This is a genomic window from Acinetobacter sp. WC-743 (genome assembly GCF_000335555.1).
GTDB lineage: Bacteria > Pseudomonadota > Gammaproteobacteria > Pseudomonadales > Moraxellaceae > Acinetobacter > Acinetobacter bereziniae.
Genome location: NZ_AMFQ01000090.1, coordinates 78,421 through 94,351, shown reverse-complemented (window position 1 = coordinate 94,351; position 15,931 = coordinate 78,421). Strand labels below are relative to the sequence as shown.

Below are 15,931 nucleotides of genomic sequence, written 5' to 3'. Positions count from 1 at the left end.
ACCTAAATCTGGCGAAAAAACAGTTCGCTGATTGATAATTGCAAAAGGGGCTATTTTCCCTGATTTTAGGGTTGAATACCAGTCATGTTATTTTTCATCATGTTAAAAATTGAAGATATGACTTGATTTATATATATGCGAATAGATAGTTGCAGGTGTTTGTATTTTATTCTTTATAAAAGAAGCGGACTTTGGTCCACTTCTTTTAGGTTAACCGTCCGATTAATCTTTGGCTTTGCGCCCCATGACGATTAACCCAATAATCGCAAGAACTAAAATAAAAATGCCATAATGATTCCAAAAATTGCGTTGCATTTTATTTTCTTGGTAATCAGGATTTTTACTTAATGATGCAATCACATCTTCAGGTAATTCATAAAAAGTATCTGGTTCAGCATCAGTCATTCCAACCAGTGTGCAATCCCATGTTCTCACATCTGCCCATAAAATTCCGAAGTGACTACATTTGTAGCCTACATTTAAGCTTTTAAGGTCTTCATATTGGCTGATGAGTTCTTGTGGAAATGCACCAACTTTAAACATTTCATCACCTGTATTGAAAACCAAGAGTCCTTTTGCTTGAGCAGGAGCTTGCCATATGAAACACAGACAGAACATCATGAATAGTTTTTTTAACATTGTATAACTCCAATCTTTAGATTGTTTTTTATAAGTTGATCGTTTTGTTCTAAAAATAGTCATTTTTTTAGCGGTTTGAAAAATATCAGAAAATGATCGAAATGTCATTTTTTAATCTAAAAATAGCTGTATTTATCTTCAAAGATGATCGAGATTTGCAAATGATGATTTATATTTTGGTTTTAAAATAAGTCTATTTGACGCATTCATAGTATAAAACGAAAATTCAAAAAAACCTTCTTAGCATTTATCTAAGAAGGTATACAAAAGGTCTGGGGAGATGTTGGTGACTAATTGAAATTTGGTTTGTAATCAAAGTTTTGAGTTACAACATTATCTGAAAATGGACGAATCGTCTTCTTCGCTAAAGTGATGGTGTTAATCATATTATTCGGGAAGATTTCGATAGTGTTGTTAAATTCTTCAACATTACGATTGAAGATTGTAATCGCTGCACCGACATTTTCATTTTGCTCTTGAATATCATCCATCATTTTTGCATACAGTGTATCAGCCTTAAGTTCAGGGTAATTTTCAACAACAACATTTAGGCTTTTCATTAAGTCTTGGTTGAGTTTTTCAACATGTTGTAATTGAGAAACATCAGTATTGTTTAAATTTAAATTCAAAATTTGCTGACGTAATTCAGTCACTTTTTCTAAGGTGGATTTTTCAAATTGAGTATATTGCGCCAGTGTCTGTTCTAAAGTCTCAAGCGTCTTTACTTTTTGACGTTCAAAATTCGCCACTTCGGCCCATGCACGTTGGGTTGCATTGAAATAACGCACAATATTATTTCTGACTAAAATGCCCCAAACGATAATGGCGATAAAAATCCCAATAAATATGATTAAACCCATTCTGATTATTCCTTATGATTTATGAAATCAAGTTTAGCATGCTCTGTTTGAATTTTTCATATTCAGGCATGGTTAATGTTCTTAAATGTCCACGTAGTGCCGAGATATCTTGAGGGCTTTGCTTTTTTCGAGCAATTCGAAATAAGTTTTGATCACCCATATAGCACAGCATATTTTCCTCAAAATGATAAACAATATCACCTGAATATTGTTGAAAAAAATCACTTAATTTTAAGGTAATACTTGGGCTGATAGTTCTTGCCAATTGATGTTGATTATAGCCAAAAATATATAAGTTTTGGTTAACCATAATATCGGCTGTTTTCCAGCGCTGTGTATACGGCGGTGTGAACTCATGATGTTTGTTGCTGGCAGCAAATCCAAGTGCAGGCATTTGAAAAATAAAAGCACCCCATTGGTCTTTGTGAATTTCTCTGATTTTTTGCTTTTCACCTTGGCTATTTGGGAGTGAAAACTCATCAATATAATGATATTGAAACAACATCACATGATGTTCTTGTGCTCCATCAAACCAAACTGTAGAGGCAAATTGTTCGATTTCATTTGATACATTGCCTTGGGCAAAAAAAGGGAAGGTTTGTTTTAATCTGCTCATGACCAATAAGGTATTGCTTGTGGTCGAGATATGAGTTGGTGTTTTATTGAAATGTAAGTCATACCGCAACAACATTATTTTCTGCTCTAGAAAATTAATGACTTCGTCAATTGGGTCACTGGGCTCATAAATTAAATAGGCAGCAAAACAGCATAATAATCCAGCTAAAAGCACCAGTGGATAGGGGATAAATGGATGAAAAAACCAGCCCATTAGCGCAGTTGCTATCCCCAAAATAAACAAAAATCGAGGAATTACATTATAGAAAAACAGATCTTTGCTTTCACCCCAGGGATGTAGACCATCCAAAATATCTTGTGCAGATTGAGCCTGTTGCCCAATCTCCCACAATCGAGCAATATTACGCATCACATGTTGATTTTTTCGAGTGCGGTAATGCAGTAATCGTTCAACGGTTTCTATAGGCATAATTGCTCATCATGATTTGGCCTTTCAGCAACTAAAATTTTAAATACTTTATCGATAATTATGCGATAAATCACATTAAATACCAATTAACTTATTTATTTTTAAAACTTATTTGTTTCAGTGTTAGGTTGAACTTCTTGCAATATTGTTATGAGTGATTGTTTAAGTTGCTCATAATCAGGCATGCTCATGCTTTCCAGTTGAGCTGCTAGGTCATGTACAGTCTGGACTTGATTCACTGGCAAATGCGGTTTGGTGATGTCAATCTTAAATAACCAACATAATGCCGGGTGTTGAGGGTGAATGTAAAAATCACCTTTGAAATTCGACATCGCCTGATCAAGCATGAGTACATGATTGGGACTGAAAAATTTAGCCAAACGCATTTCGTTGGTTCCGCTGAGTTGATATTGATTGTCAAAACGAATATCGCCACTGGACCATTTCGTTCCAAGTCGGCACGCGCGGTTTTGTTTGGAAGAAATACTGATACCTTGGGTTGGAAAATTCTCAACAATGATTCCCCATAAATCGTAATGGCGATATTCAGTTTTTGTTTTACCATCCGAATCGCGAGTTTCAACTTCATCAACATAATGATAGTTAAACAACATATAGGGATAGATGAAACCATTAATTTGCCAAGTACCATAAATGGTATTGCGAATTGAATTTTCATAGTCCCCTAAGCCAAATAATGGAAAATCATAAGGAGAGATAATTTTGTTATCCGTCTCATTAGGAAAGAAGCGAATTTGATATTTTGCCTCTAAATTCTTTTGCTGGAGATAATCTATGAGTTGATTGAGTGGCTTGGTTGAAGTACGTTTATAAAAAGCAAAGGCAATACTGGCTATTGCAAATAAAAATAGAATTGGGTGAGTAAAAAAAGCCAAAATGGCAAAGCCTATACCCACACAGATAAAAAGCCAAAAGGTATAATTTTGAATAGACAGGCTTGGATCATCTTGCCAATGCTTTAACTTTTCGATCAAGTGCTCAAAATTTTCAGTTGAAGCTAATAATTGGTTGATTGAATCAATATTACTTTGGGTTTTACCATTATTGACATGTTGTTGACTAAACGCATTTTGAATTTTTGTTGGTAAATCATTCATCTTTATTCATTATTGTAACGAGTTTTCAGAAGCTTAATTGTAACGAAAAAATGATTTTAAATGCAAAGCATCCTTTGAATGAATACTTTGCAGATCTTGCTGTGAATTATGGCGTAAACTATTCTGCTGTCGTTTGTTCTGTCTTTGCATTTTCAATCAGCATGGCATCGCCATAACTAAAGAACCGATATTTTTGCTCAACTGCATGTCTATAAGCATTTAAAATATTGTCTCGATTGGACAATGCAGCAACCAGCATTAACAGCGTTGATTCAGGCAAGTGGAAGTTAGTGATCAAGCGATCCACCACACAGAACTGATAGCCAGGATAGATAAAGATTTGGGTATCTCCTGTCCAAGCCGCAATTTTACCACTTGAAGCTTGTGCAGCACTTTCCAATGCACGTGTTGCTGTGGTCCCCACGGCAATGACTTTATTCCCACGTGCTTTGGTTTCTTGAATAAGTTTTGCGGTTGCCTCAGGTACATCACACCATTCACTGTGCATAATGTGATTTTCGATATTGTCTGTCCGCACAGGTAAAAATGTACCTGCACCGACATGTAAGGTCACAAAAGCTTGTTGGATACCTTTTTGTTTTAATTTTTCCAGCAAGCTTTGATCAAAGTGCAGACTTGCGGTCGGTGCTGCAACACTTGCTAACTTGGTTGGATCATTGAATACGGTTTGATAGCGTTCAGTATCGATCGCTTCAGCTTCTCGATTAAAATAAGGTGGTATAGGTAATTGCCCATACAAATCCAGAACCTGCAAAATTGGCTGAGAAAACTCGACAATAAATAAGTTTTCATGACGCCCTTGTACAGTGGCTTTAACACCATCTACACCAATAAATAGTTCAGTACCTGCTTTAGGTGAATTACTGGCTTTGATGTGACAATGTGCAATAGTTTGATCAAATATACGCTCCACCAAGACTTCAACTGCACCTCCAGATGCTCGTTTACCTTTAAGGCGTGCCTTCATCACTTTGGTATCATTGAGTACCATCAAGTCACCTTCATCGAATAAATCTAATATATCGGTGAAACTGTGATCTTGATATGAGCCATCTGCATTGAGATGTAAAAGGCGAGAAGCGCTACGTGTTTCAAGTGGGTAGCGTGCGATAAGTTCATCGGGAAGTTCGAAACTAAAATCAGAGAGTTGCATCATGGGAAAGAAAAACTGACATTGGAGATTTAAAAACTGCGCTTAGTATAGTCTTTTTTCAAATTAAAGGCTGAAATTGGTGATTTATAATCCAAAAAAACCAGATATGCATTAATTTTATACAAATGTGAAAACTTGTCGTTGACAAGAAAATGAAACGCGCTATTATACGCACACAACCTCTCCCGAGGTGGTGAAATTGGTAGACGCGGTGGACTCAAAATCCACTGTCAGCGATGACGTGTCGGTTCGAGTCCGACCCTCGGGACCATTAGTTTGGGTTAAACAGATTAGATAAACCCTGAAGCCTTGCTATACAAAGGCTTCGGGGTTTTTTGTTTCTGAGTATTGGAGTTTTTTTTAAGGTATTTTGAGGTATTCATTTACACATTTTTTAACTTATGTTTATTTGTATAAGTCATTGAGGTTGTAAACTTTATGAGTCTGTCAATTTATCAACTTGATAATGGTAAGTGGAGAGCAGATCTTATTGCCTTCAATCAAAGAAAAAGTAAAACATTTAAATCCAAGAATGATGCGAAACGATGGTCAGAGATTCAAGAGCGTGAATTTTTCTACCATACAAGCTTTAAATAATAAAATAGTTCTTACAGTAGAAGAAGCATTGACTAGATATATGAATGAAGTATCTAGGTATAAGAAAACTGGGAAAAAGGAGATCCAACGGCTAAAATATTATCAAAATAATCTACCTTTTGTGGATTGGCCATTAGCTAATTATCGCTCTGAATATCTCAAGCAATGGGAAAGCGTAGTTATGAACCAGACAATACGCCCTTTAAGTGCTGCGAGTGTACTTCGTGACTATTCAACACTATCTGCATTTTTTAACTGGTGTATGGGGCAGAATGATTTAGAAGCACTCCATAAAGCAGGTGTGGATGTTTATTACCTAATTACTGCTGAGAGGACTCAGCCAAATTTACTTTCAGATGACGCCAAGAAACTGCTTAAACTGTGGGATTCCGTAGAACTGAGTCAGAGAGATACTTTGATGACTTTGATAAGGAATTATGCTGAGAGTTTTTCTAAAAAGTGAATGAATGAGTAAATGGGTAAAATCTCATTTACTCTAAGCTTTTATAAAAAAAAGAAAAATGCTATAAATTGAGCAATTTAAAATTATTAAGTTTATAAGAGTTTTATATGTATATTAATGAAGTTGTTAGTTATTTAGGGGCTTGGGAAACTTTTCAAAATAAGCATCCATATTTATTAGACGAATTACAGCAAATTTTCGAAAATGTCTCACATCAGCTCTACAGAAAATATAAAGAAGATAATTCAAATTTTAGAGTTTTTGCATCGATTAAAGACTCTTTGATTCACGAATTAGACGTTCTAAATTGGGATGATAACGGTTATTCCAACATCACTATAGGACCAGTAGTTAATCCGAGTTTAGGTCTAAAAAAAGACTCATGTTATATCAAAATTGCTACTGCAAGTTCATCCTCTATTTTAATGTCATGGATATACAGCGATATCCAAACAGCCAATAGGATTGGAGATATCTCTATACCTATTCTTTTAGTTTTAGATTTTTCAGAAAAGGAATTCTTAGATAACTTAGATAAAAATGATGTAACCAATCCATCAATTGGAACAAGAAAATACTTAAAATTCGTTAAAAGAAAATTAGAAAGAATTTCACCACTTACGTTTGAGTATCCCTTTTTAATTTTAGGAGTCGGATTTAGCGAATTTGCAATCAAAGTATTAGAAGTTGAACATGAAACTCAAAAGAAAAATGATCAAGATATAAAAATTGATAGATGTATAACTTTTGAGCCTGAATATTATCAAGCTGGTATTGGAATTCTTAGCTATTTTGGTACCGTATTACGTGATAAATATCCTGATCAGAATGCAACTGTTAAAATTGAACAACATGATTTAACTGTTCGCATGATTATAGAAACTGAAGACGGGAATATAGAAACTTTAGAAAAAGCATTGCATGAATATGAACTTGTACTCAAAGGTCAAAAGAGTGCTGAAGAGTTTTATCTATCCCCAATAAAAGCATTAGAGTTAAAAAATCAGCTTCATTTATTTAAGTTCCAGATCGAGTCTCAAAAAGAAATCATCGCCTTACAAAGAGGTCAAATTCTTAGCTTAGAAGCTATTGTTGATAAAGCACTAGCCCCTATAACTCAGCCACCATTAACCATCGTTAATCGATTAAGTAATACTCAAACTATAGCGATGAATCATAGAATAGAGCTCAATCGTTCATATGATGATTTAGATAAATTGATAGATATTACTGAGAATGAATCATTAAAAAAACGCTTAGAAAGGGCTTTAATTGCATTAGATGCTGCTCAGAATTTAGATGATGAAGAAGAAGTGAAAAATTCTGGTGGTATGAAGCAACTTGCTAAAATATTGAATGAAGCGAATGAGGTAGGATCTGAAGTTAATGATTTAATAGAAAAAGGTGGCCAAGCGGTTGAGTTAATAAAAAATTTAGGCCGAAAATATAATAGTGTTGCAGAGTGGTGTGGTTTACCTGTTATTCCTAGTTTCTTTGTTAAAGGTTAATATGAGAGTTACAATTCTAACGGTAATCCCCCCTCAAAATAATTGAACTCAAAAGTAGAAAATCGAAAGAAAGTTCCCACGGTTTGATTAAGATATGACTCTTGAGCACACTGGAGAACTTTCTCTTTTTAATATGTTTGTGTGATTAAATTGAATTTTAATCAAAGCTTTAAAAATTATAGAAGAACAATAAATTTAACATTTTATGAGTCGGTTTATTATCAGCTATTGCTAAGGATTGCATATTTCCGTTAATAAATGGATCATTTTTTCCAAAAATATATTCTGTTGCAAAAGAGAACTTTTTCACATCAAGTTGTGCTCCAATCGTATGACGTGTTGAGTCTTTATAATCATCAATATTTTTATTATATAGCGAATAAGTCGCATACGGTGTTAGATTAAAACGACCATTTGGATCTTTATAAGCATAATTAATATCGATGGCATAGAAATCAGCATCATTCGCAACATAATAATTAGTATCAAATGCCCCCATGACGGAATAATTAGGTTGTAATAGATCTTTGTTTTTAATTTTGTTCCTACCAGTCGTTAATGTTAAATTAAAGTTATTATAATGAGCACGAGAGAAAATAGCCCAACTATTACGATGCCCTGTCTGATTATTGGTTTTATTATCCAACTGTGAATACCAATAAGAGCCTCCTGCGCTTAGATTCAGTCCGTCAATCCATTGAGGTAATTTTTGATCGATACGTGAAACGAGTATATTTTTTTCTTGCAAGCGGGTTTCATTCGGATCATTGGGATTGACATAACTGGCAGAATAGCGTGCAGCATTTTTACTATCTCCTACATAACTTCCCGCATCACGGACGAAATAGGCGAGGTCGATTGTCGTATCATCAGAGAGCTGAGTATTGAAGTTCACGCCCAAATGGTGAATATCTGATAAACCTGAAGTCACAGTAATGTCTCCAAACCAATTGGTTGACCAGCCACGACCAGGTCCGAAAGGTACATCCTGTATCCCAATAGTTATACGATTACTTGGATTAATCTTATAGCCAAGATTGGCATTGACCAAAGAAGAAAAATCACAGATTTCATCAAATTGATAGCAACGATATTCAAAATTACCAAAGAATTGGGTTGCGTCATATTGAATGGCTAATTTTGCGGCATCAAATTTGAGCTTATGTTCATCATTCGAATAGTTTTTATCCTGAATATTGGCACGTAGCCATCCTGAAAATGTAAGTGCCCCAAGATTAGATTGGGGATCTCCGATTTGAGAGGAAGCTTGTGTCATCTGAGGATAAAATATAGATAATAGGGTCAAGTTTATAGCTAAGTATTTGAATTTAAACATTGATATCTTCCTTGATATTGATTTACTGAATTTATTTTTTTGTGCTTCAGACTGAAGCTTGAAAATATATTTGTTATGAATTTCTATATGGAGAAATTTAGAACATGGATTTTCTTTGATTTATTAATAGCAAAACACGAAAAGAAAAAGAATATTGCATGCATTAAATGTCTACGAAAATAAGTCGTAAAGACATTCCCTTTTTTCGTTTGTAGGTCAGAATCAGTAAAAACATACTAAATTAGTTTATTGAAATTGATAGTTTTGTGAATCGATCAATTATCTACAGTTATAAAATGGAGTGTACTGTAGTCGTTTATTAGAATTTTTCTAAATTTAATATATGGATCAATAAACAATTAAAATTTATAAGGAAGGATTCAATGGAACAACATGACAATATATCTAATCGTAGTGATACGGACAATAAATTATGCCACAGTTTATCAAGCCGACAGGTGGGTATGATAACAATTGGTGGAATTATTGGTGCAGGTCTATTTATTGCATCAGCATCAGCCATTAATACGATTGGTCCCACGATATTATTTTCTTACATGATTGTAGGTATTTTAGTGTTCTTAGTGATGCGTATGTTGGGTGAAATGGCAGTGCTACATCCAGACTCAGGCTCATTTTCAGTTTATGCTGAAAAAACATTAGGACATTGGGCTGGTTTTACCACAGGTTGGTTATACTGGTGGTTTTGGATGTTAGTTGTTGCTTTTGAAGCAATAATGGGGGCAAATATATTAGTTGCTTATTTTCCTGATGTACATCCCGCTATTTTTGCTTTTAGTATTCTTTTAATCTTAACTTTAACAAATCTTTTCGACGTAAAAAAATTTGGTGAGTTTGAATTTTGGTTTGCTTTAACTAAAGTTGCTGCCATAGTTATTTTCATTGTTATATGTGTTTCAGCAATTTTGGGTTATTGGTCATTAAATCCAAATATTAGTGGTATTGCTAATTTATATCAGCATGGCGGACTATTTCCTCATGGCTATGGGGCTATTCTGTCTGGGATATTAATTGTGATGTTTTCATTCTTTGGTGTGGAAATGTTGTCAATTGCTGCTGCAGAGGCAAAACATCCAGGCAAGGAAATTCGCCGTTCAACCAATCTGGTGATTTATCGTATTGCAATATTCTATGTACTTTCCATTTTTCTAGTGCTGTGTATCGTGCCATGGACAGATAAAGGGTTACAGGAAATGGGAACGTTTCAGTATGTTCTGCATGTTCTAAATGTGCCGGGTTCAAAACTCATCATGGATCTGGTTGTTTTCGTTTCGGTAAGCAGTGTTTTAAATACAGGCACCTACATAAGTTCTCGTATGTTGTTTTCTTTAGCAAGTCGTGGAGATGCACCTAAAATTTGCGCTCATGTAACCCGGGCAGGTGTACCACGAACAGCAGTTATCGTCACCACCATTTTCTCAATCATTTGTTTAGGACTTAATTATTATGCTTCTGAGGGATTGTTTTTCTTCTTTTTATCTACCTTAGGCGCAATTAGCTTACTCATTTATTTAATTATCGCGTTATCTCAATTAAAAATGCGTAAATCATTAGACAAACAAGGTATTCAGCTTGATTTTAAAATGTGGTGTTTTCCATATTTGACTTATGTTGTCATTGCTTTAATTACACTCACATTGGGATATATGTTTGTGAATGAAAAGTATCAGTACGAAACCATAGTCACTTTAGTTTTGGCAATTGGTACAGTGAGTGCTAGTTTCATTGTTAAATTCATAAAGAATAAATCGAATTCTTAAATATACGAGACAACTGTCAAAAAGAATTCTTTAATCAAATGAGTTCGAGCTCTTGTGGAGCTCGAATGTTATGAATGCTCTGAGGAGTTAAGGACACTATGTTGCGTGCTTATGCTGCACTTGTCTTACTGGGTATCATTTGGGGAAGCAATTTCATCTATATGAAATGGGCGACCGCTTTAATTTCGCCAGCTCAGACGGTATTCATGCGGATTTTCTTTGCTTTCATCCCTCTTTTAATCGTTGCTTTGTATACAGGAAGTATTTCATTGAAGCAACTACGTTATCTAAAGCATTTTGTGGTCATGTCTGTTTTAGCAGCGATCCTTTATTACTATGGTATTGTTGCTGGAACGGCATTATTACCAAGTAGTATCGCTGGATTATTAAGTGGAATTATTCCTATTTTTACTTTACTTGCAGCACTCATTTTTTTGCGTGAAGATCGATTGTCACTAGGCGTCATTATGGGCATTGCGCTCAGTTTTTCGGGGATTATCTTAAGTGCTCGTCCGTGGGAAAGTTCAGAATTTATTTCATTAATGGGAATATTCTGGGTAATGGTCGGATCTTTGAGCTTCGGTATCTCATTTGTTTATGCCCGATATTATCTTTTGCCATTAGAGATACCATCCATTGCACTTGCAACTTGGCAATTAGGTATAGCAGTACTGATACTTATTTTATTCATTGATTTTAAAGGTATTACAACAATATATTCTGATAGACATGTACTTTTAGGTACTATTATTGGGCTAGGTGTAATGGGTACGGGAGGAGCCTTTCTTTTGTATTATTACATTATTCAAAAATTAGGAGCAGTGAAAGCTTCAGTTGCAACATATATAGCACCTGTCATTGCTGTGATTATTGGTGCTGTAATGGGGGAAAATGTAACAGCAATTGAGTGGTTCGCGCTCACACTTATTATCGGAGGAGTAATTGTCATCCAAACTACAAAGTTAGGTTAAGGTGATTGTTGTTAAAAAGGACAGCGAAAAGATGAAAAAAATCTGCTTGATTGGGTATTTTTTGAATTTTTATTTTTTACTGAATGAGTTAAATTGAAATTCGTATTATTGAGTCAGTGATCTAAAGGTATTTGGTCAAAGCAATGATATGGCAGACTAAAAAACAAGTAACTTTCAATGGATTTGGGCACTCTTCAATATAAAAAAAGGAATTTAAAAAATGCATAAAATGACATCCAGAACTTTTCCATCGACGACATCATTACGATGCTTTGAAGCTTCTGCTCGATTTTTAAGTTTTACCAAAGCTGCTCAAGTCCTCCACATGACTCAAAGTGCTGTAAGTAAACAAGTCATCCATTTAGAGGATAGCCTTAACACGACTTTATTTGACCGTTCTTTAAAGGGTTTAAATCTTACTCCTTCAGGTAAAATATTCCTGGCAGAAGCCCAAAAGATACTCAATCAAATCGAAATCTCTGTTTTAAATATATTGGCACATGGGAGTGAAGCAGAGACGGTGAATATCGCTGTTCACCCTACGTTATGCGCGAGATGGTTGATTAAAGCATTAAAAGGATTTGGAAAATCTCATCCCAATATACATCTCGATGTTCAAGAACAAATTCATGATTCGGAAATTGAAAATTTACAAGCAGATATTGCCTTTTTATATGGTGAAGGCGTCTGGAGGGATATGACCAGCATCAAATTATTTGAAGAGCAGTGTGTAGCCGTGTGTTCTCCTGAAATTACACAAACGCCTTTTAATAGTTTAGAAGACTTTCATTGCCATGTTTTAATTCAATGTCGATCACGTCCTAGAGCATGGGATGAATATTTTCAAATGCAAGAGTTCGTAAATGAACACCCATTTATTGGTCCAAGATTTGATACTTTTTATTCATGTATTAATGCGGCAATAATAGGTTGTGGTGTTGCACTTATTCCCAAATTTTTGATTGAAGAAGAGTTATTAACTCAAAAATTAATCTTGGCTTGGCCTTATGAATTAAATAATACCAAAGCTTATTATATGACTTATCCAACATCGATGGCGAAAACGCCAAAAGTCGTGACAATTACACAATGGATTCAAGATCATTTAAATTAATGTTAACCTGAGTTCGATAAAAATTCTTGATGAAATGTGATACTCGGAAACGTCATCCGCAACTGTTTGAGGCAGGGCTACTTCTATAAAGTATTATTTCTGCGACTGATTAAATATGTTGCTGGTGGTTGACGAGTTTTGCGGCGAGCAGCGATACCGCTGCGCAAGATGGTTGCCCTTGCGGAGCTTCGCTCCTCATCCCGAAAGAAAAGTAGGGCGAGCCGCAGGCTGATCCTGAAATTGGGTGAAAACTCAGTAAGACTCCGCCGAGACTTATTGTTTTTCAACGAGTTGAAGATGTATTTGCATCGAACTCACGTTAATGTTAAAACGCAAAAGATTGGATAATTAAGGGGCTAACCACTGTCCTTGCCATTCTCCATTTTTATCTTTTTCAAAAAAACATCTTATATGGGGATTTTCATTCAGGTCCAACCACTCTAAACTTGTTATGTGGATATCAATAAGATCAAAAAAAATCGATGGTTCTTTATTGCCATATTCTTCATCTATATATTTGACTTCGTGAGGTGAAGCAATTTTTTTGCCAGGTGAAACCGATGTTTTAAACAGTAAATGGGTGTGTTGTTTTAATTTATGCCAAGCTTCTTTTTTTGTTTGCGTATCTTGAATAATATTTGCTTCACCTTCGATTCGTAATTGGGTTCCTTTAGGATCAAATGCAGCTAAAGCAACTTTATGATTATTATTTATTTCTTCTATTTTTTGAGAACGTGTATCAGTAAAAAAAGAAATTATTCCTTTCTCTGCGTTGAAGTCGCGAAGTACAATTGTCCTAAGCTTAGGTTCATTTTTTGAATTTATGGTCGCAAGTTGCATCAGGGTAAAAGGGGAGCGCTCTATAGAAGCTTGGGTCAGGTGATCCATAATTTGTTTGAATAAATCACTTTTAAGCGGTATACCCATATAACACCTCGTCTGACCGATAGGATAAGGCTGTAAGATTTTAATTCCAGCCTTATATCATTAAAATCTTATTGATCAGGTTCAGCGTAAAACTTTCCTGCATGTGCCCAATCAGATGATGGTATTTCTTTAAAAATAATATCAATGGTCTCTGTTGGACATTTTAATATCATTGAAGTCAAGGTTGTGACTTCTTGCATAAACGCTTTCTTTTGTGCATGTGTACGCCCTGGGGCAAGTTCAATTGTAATTAACGGCATTTTGTAAAACTCCCAAAGGGATAAAGCTACATCGCTTTATCCCAATAATCACTGATATTTGTTATTAGATCGAACGAGCTAGACCGCCATCTACACGAATGTTTTGACCAGTAATATATGCAGCACCTTCTGAAGCTAAGAATGCGACCGTCGCTGCAATTTCTTCTGTAGTACCATAACGTTTCATTGGAACACTATCACTGCGTTCGTTTGTCATTGGCAAACTATCAATCCAACCTGGTAAGACATTATTAAAACGTATATTGTCAGTGGCATACTGATCTGAGCAGATTTTTGTAAAGGCAGCTAGACCTGCACGAGCAACCACCGAGGTTGGGAATAATGGACTTGGTTCAAATGCCCATGTAGTAGAAATATTAATAATCACGCCACTTTTCTGCTTTTGCATAATCGGTACAACTAATCGAGTTGGACGTACAGCATTTAAAAAGTAAGTATCAATACCAGCATGCCAATCTTCATCCGTTAACTCTAAAATTCCTTTACGCGGACCGTGACCAGCACTATTAACTAAGACATCAATTCGTCCCCAACGTTTAAGTGTCTCATCAATCAGGCGTTGAATATCTTCAGGAGACTGGTTTGAGCCAGTCACACCTAAACCATTTAACTCTTGAGCAAGCGCTTCCCCTTTTCCTGAAGAAGAAAGAATGGCTACTTTGTATCCTTCATTGGCCAATTTTCTTGCGACTGCGGCGCCCATGCCACTCCCTGCGGCTGTAATAACTGCAACTTTATCAACCATTTTCATTTTCCTCACTATAGATGGTAATCATTTTATTTATTGAGTTTAAGTGTTGAGTACACCGCAAACAAACGATATTATTTTGTATGATCAGATAGAAAAACTATTGGCTAAGTTCATGAGAAAGCTTCCATCGTTAAAAGGTTTATATGTATTTGAAGTTGTATCAAGGCACTTAAATTTTAGATTAGCTGCTGATGAGTTAGGGGTCACACAAGCTGCTGTGGCTCAACAAATTAGAGGCTTAGAGGAGGAGTTGGGTCTCAAATTATTTGAAAGAACACCAAGAAAATTAACAATGACTGAGAGTGCATATCGATATGCGATAAGTGTAAAACAGGCATTTAAAATATTAGAAGAAGCAACAGAAATATTACATCCGACTCAACCCTATCTTACTATCAGCGTTCCCCCCTCATTTGCTGCGAAATGGTTACTTCCTCGTTTAAATGAATTTGCAGAGACTTATCCTGATTTGGATTTAAGAGTTGTTGCGAGTCCAAAGGTACAAAATTTTGGCACAGATGGAATTGATTTAGCTATCCGTTTAGCAGCCCCACCTTTTGAAAATAGTGTGAATGCCGATTTGCTTTTTGAAAACCAGGTGGTTGCTGTAGCAAATCCTTTGCTCATTGAAAAAATAGGGCATCCGCATGATTCTAAAATTCTTCAATCGTATACTTTAATTCATGATGCCCATAATTTTTGGCCTAAATATCTTCAGGTCGCTTTTCCTGATCATGATTTGTTTAATTCTAAAAATATTTATTTTAATCAGACCTCACTTGCCATTGATTCAGCAATTGCTGGGCAAGGGATAGCCTTAACTTGCCTAAATTTTGTCAAAGATGATTTAGAGGCAGGGAGATTAATACGTTTAAACTCAATTACACTCGATACAGGATCAGGCTTTTACCTTATTTCTCCACGAAAACCTCATCAATCACCATCCTTGCCATTGGTAAAGTCATGGTTAATGAATTCACAATGATTTATTAATTTGAGTCAAAGCACTTGATGATTCAGACATGTGATTTGAATCATTCATATCCAATCTACTTGATACTTTTTATATGAATTTTTAAAAGTTTTGCTTAAACATATTTTTTGCATTTTTGAGTTATAGATGGTCTTTCTATGGTGAGGCGACATTGATGTCGCCATGTTGAGCGAGGAGAATTATAAGCAAGGACAAAGCCATACTTTGTTCTTGCTCAGGGCTGTGGCTAAAATTATCTCACCATACATTGTAAAACTTAAAAATAGTTTCTCAATTTTCTTCGTTTCATGCTTTAAAATGTATCGGTCTCATGCCAAATTTTAACCTATAACAAGAGCTATTTATAAAAGGTCAACAGACCCGATGATATTT

Annotated in this window: 15 protein-coding genes and 1 tRNA gene; 7 read left to right on the top strand and 9 right to left on the bottom strand. The window is 35.3% G+C overall.

Annotation, left to right across the window (positions count from 1 at the left end; genetic code table 11):
* Positions 1–222 precede the first annotated feature (222 nt).
* The 5 genes from ACINWC743_RS12640 to queA form a co-directional block, all read right to left on the bottom strand.
* Positions 223–639 carry a hypothetical protein gene (locus ACINWC743_RS12640; RefSeq protein ID WP_004827746.1) on the bottom strand — a complete coding sequence of 139 codons (417 nt, stop codon included), beginning with the start codon at positions 637–639 and terminating at the stop codon, positions 223–225.
* Between the two features lie 290 nt (positions 640–929).
* Positions 930–1,499, bottom strand: a complete 570-nt coding sequence (locus ACINWC743_RS12635; RefSeq protein ID WP_005030971.1) for a LemA family protein — start codon at positions 1,497–1,499, stop codon at positions 930–932.
* 19 nt (positions 1,500–1,518) lie between these two features.
* Positions 1,519–2,544 (bottom strand): hypothetical protein, encoded by a 1,026-nt coding sequence (locus ACINWC743_RS12630; protein ID WP_009585750.1) that lies wholly within the window; start codon positions 2,542–2,544, stop codon positions 1,519–1,521.
* A gap of 101 nt (positions 2,545–2,645) precedes the next feature.
* Positions 2,646–3,662, bottom strand: coding sequence for a hypothetical protein (locus tag ACINWC743_RS12625; protein WP_009585668.1), 1,017 nt, complete (start codon positions 3,660–3,662; stop codon positions 2,646–2,648).
* A gap of 118 nt (positions 3,663–3,780) precedes the next feature.
* Positions 3,781–4,836: a tRNA preQ1(34) S-adenosylmethionine ribosyltransferase-isomerase QueA gene (gene queA, locus ACINWC743_RS12620; RefSeq protein WP_035301123.1), complete on the bottom strand. Its 1,056-nt coding sequence runs from the start codon at positions 4,834–4,836 to the stop codon at positions 3,781–3,783.
* 184 nt (positions 4,837–5,020) lie between these two features.
* On the opposite strand from queA, the gene ACINWC743_RS12615 reads away from it, so the two are divergent.
* From ACINWC743_RS12615 to ACINWC743_RS12605, 3 genes are all read left to right on the top strand, one after another.
* Positions 5,021–5,107, top strand: a tRNA-Leu gene (locus tag ACINWC743_RS12615).
* Between the two features lie 219 nt (positions 5,108–5,326).
* Positions 5,327–5,896, top strand: a complete 570-nt coding sequence (locus tag ACINWC743_RS24865) for a hypothetical protein (RefSeq protein ID WP_227510906.1) — start codon at positions 5,327–5,329, stop codon at positions 5,894–5,896.
* Positions 5,897–6,003: 107 nt separating this feature from the next.
* Positions 6,004–7,404: a hypothetical protein gene (locus ACINWC743_RS12605; RefSeq protein WP_009585725.1), complete on the top strand. Its 1,401-nt coding sequence runs from the start codon at positions 6,004–6,006 to the stop codon at positions 7,402–7,404.
* 169 nt (positions 7,405–7,573) lie between these two features.
* Here ACINWC743_RS12605 and ACINWC743_RS12600 read toward each other — a convergent pair whose 3' ends face one another.
* On the bottom strand, positions 7,574–8,740 hold the full coding sequence (locus ACINWC743_RS12600) for a hypothetical protein (RefSeq protein ID WP_035301120.1): 1,167 nt from the start codon (positions 8,738–8,740) through the stop codon (positions 7,574–7,576).
* Positions 8,741–9,123: 383 nt separating this feature from the next.
* Here ACINWC743_RS12600 and ACINWC743_RS12595 point away from each other — a divergent pair, with 383 nt between their 5' ends.
* From ACINWC743_RS12595 to ACINWC743_RS12585, 3 genes are all read left to right on the top strand, one after another.
* Positions 9,124–10,521, top strand: coding sequence for an amino acid permease (locus ACINWC743_RS12595; protein ID WP_009585744.1), 1,398 nt, complete (start codon positions 9,124–9,126; stop codon positions 10,519–10,521).
* A gap of 98 nt (positions 10,522–10,619) precedes the next feature.
* Positions 10,620–11,492, top strand: a complete 873-nt coding sequence (locus tag ACINWC743_RS12590) for a DMT family transporter (protein ID WP_009585654.1) — start codon at positions 10,620–10,622, stop codon at positions 11,490–11,492.
* A gap of 220 nt (positions 11,493–11,712) precedes the next feature.
* On the top strand, positions 11,713–12,606 hold the full coding sequence (locus tag ACINWC743_RS12585; RefSeq protein WP_005030962.1) for a LysR substrate-binding domain-containing protein: 894 nt from the start codon (positions 11,713–11,715) through the stop codon (positions 12,604–12,606).
* A 348-nt stretch (positions 12,607–12,954) separates the two neighbouring features.
* Here ACINWC743_RS12585 and ACINWC743_RS12580 read toward each other — a convergent pair whose 3' ends face one another.
* The 3 genes from ACINWC743_RS12580 to ACINWC743_RS12570 form a co-directional block, all read right to left on the bottom strand.
* Positions 12,955–13,533, bottom strand: coding sequence for a pyridoxamine 5'-phosphate oxidase family protein (locus tag ACINWC743_RS12580; protein WP_009585667.1), 579 nt, complete (start codon positions 13,531–13,533; stop codon positions 12,955–12,957).
* Positions 13,534–13,601: 68 nt separating this feature from the next.
* Entirely contained in the window at positions 13,602–13,793 is a 192-nt protein-coding gene (locus tag ACINWC743_RS12575; protein ID WP_009585671.1) for a 4-oxalocrotonate tautomerase, read from the bottom strand.
* A 64-nt stretch (positions 13,794–13,857) separates the two neighbouring features.
* Positions 13,858–14,559 carry an SDR family oxidoreductase gene (locus ACINWC743_RS12570; protein ID WP_005030959.1) on the bottom strand — a complete coding sequence of 234 codons (702 nt, stop codon included), beginning with the start codon at positions 14,557–14,559 and terminating at the stop codon, positions 13,858–13,860.
* A 118-nt stretch (positions 14,560–14,677) separates the two neighbouring features.
* Between ACINWC743_RS12570 and ACINWC743_RS12565 the strand changes: the two genes are divergently transcribed.
* Complete coding sequence (locus ACINWC743_RS12565) at positions 14,678–15,550, top strand: LysR substrate-binding domain-containing protein (RefSeq protein ID WP_227561101.1); 873 nt, start codon at positions 14,678–14,680, stop codon at positions 15,548–15,550.
* Positions 15,551–15,931: the final 381 nt, after the last annotated feature.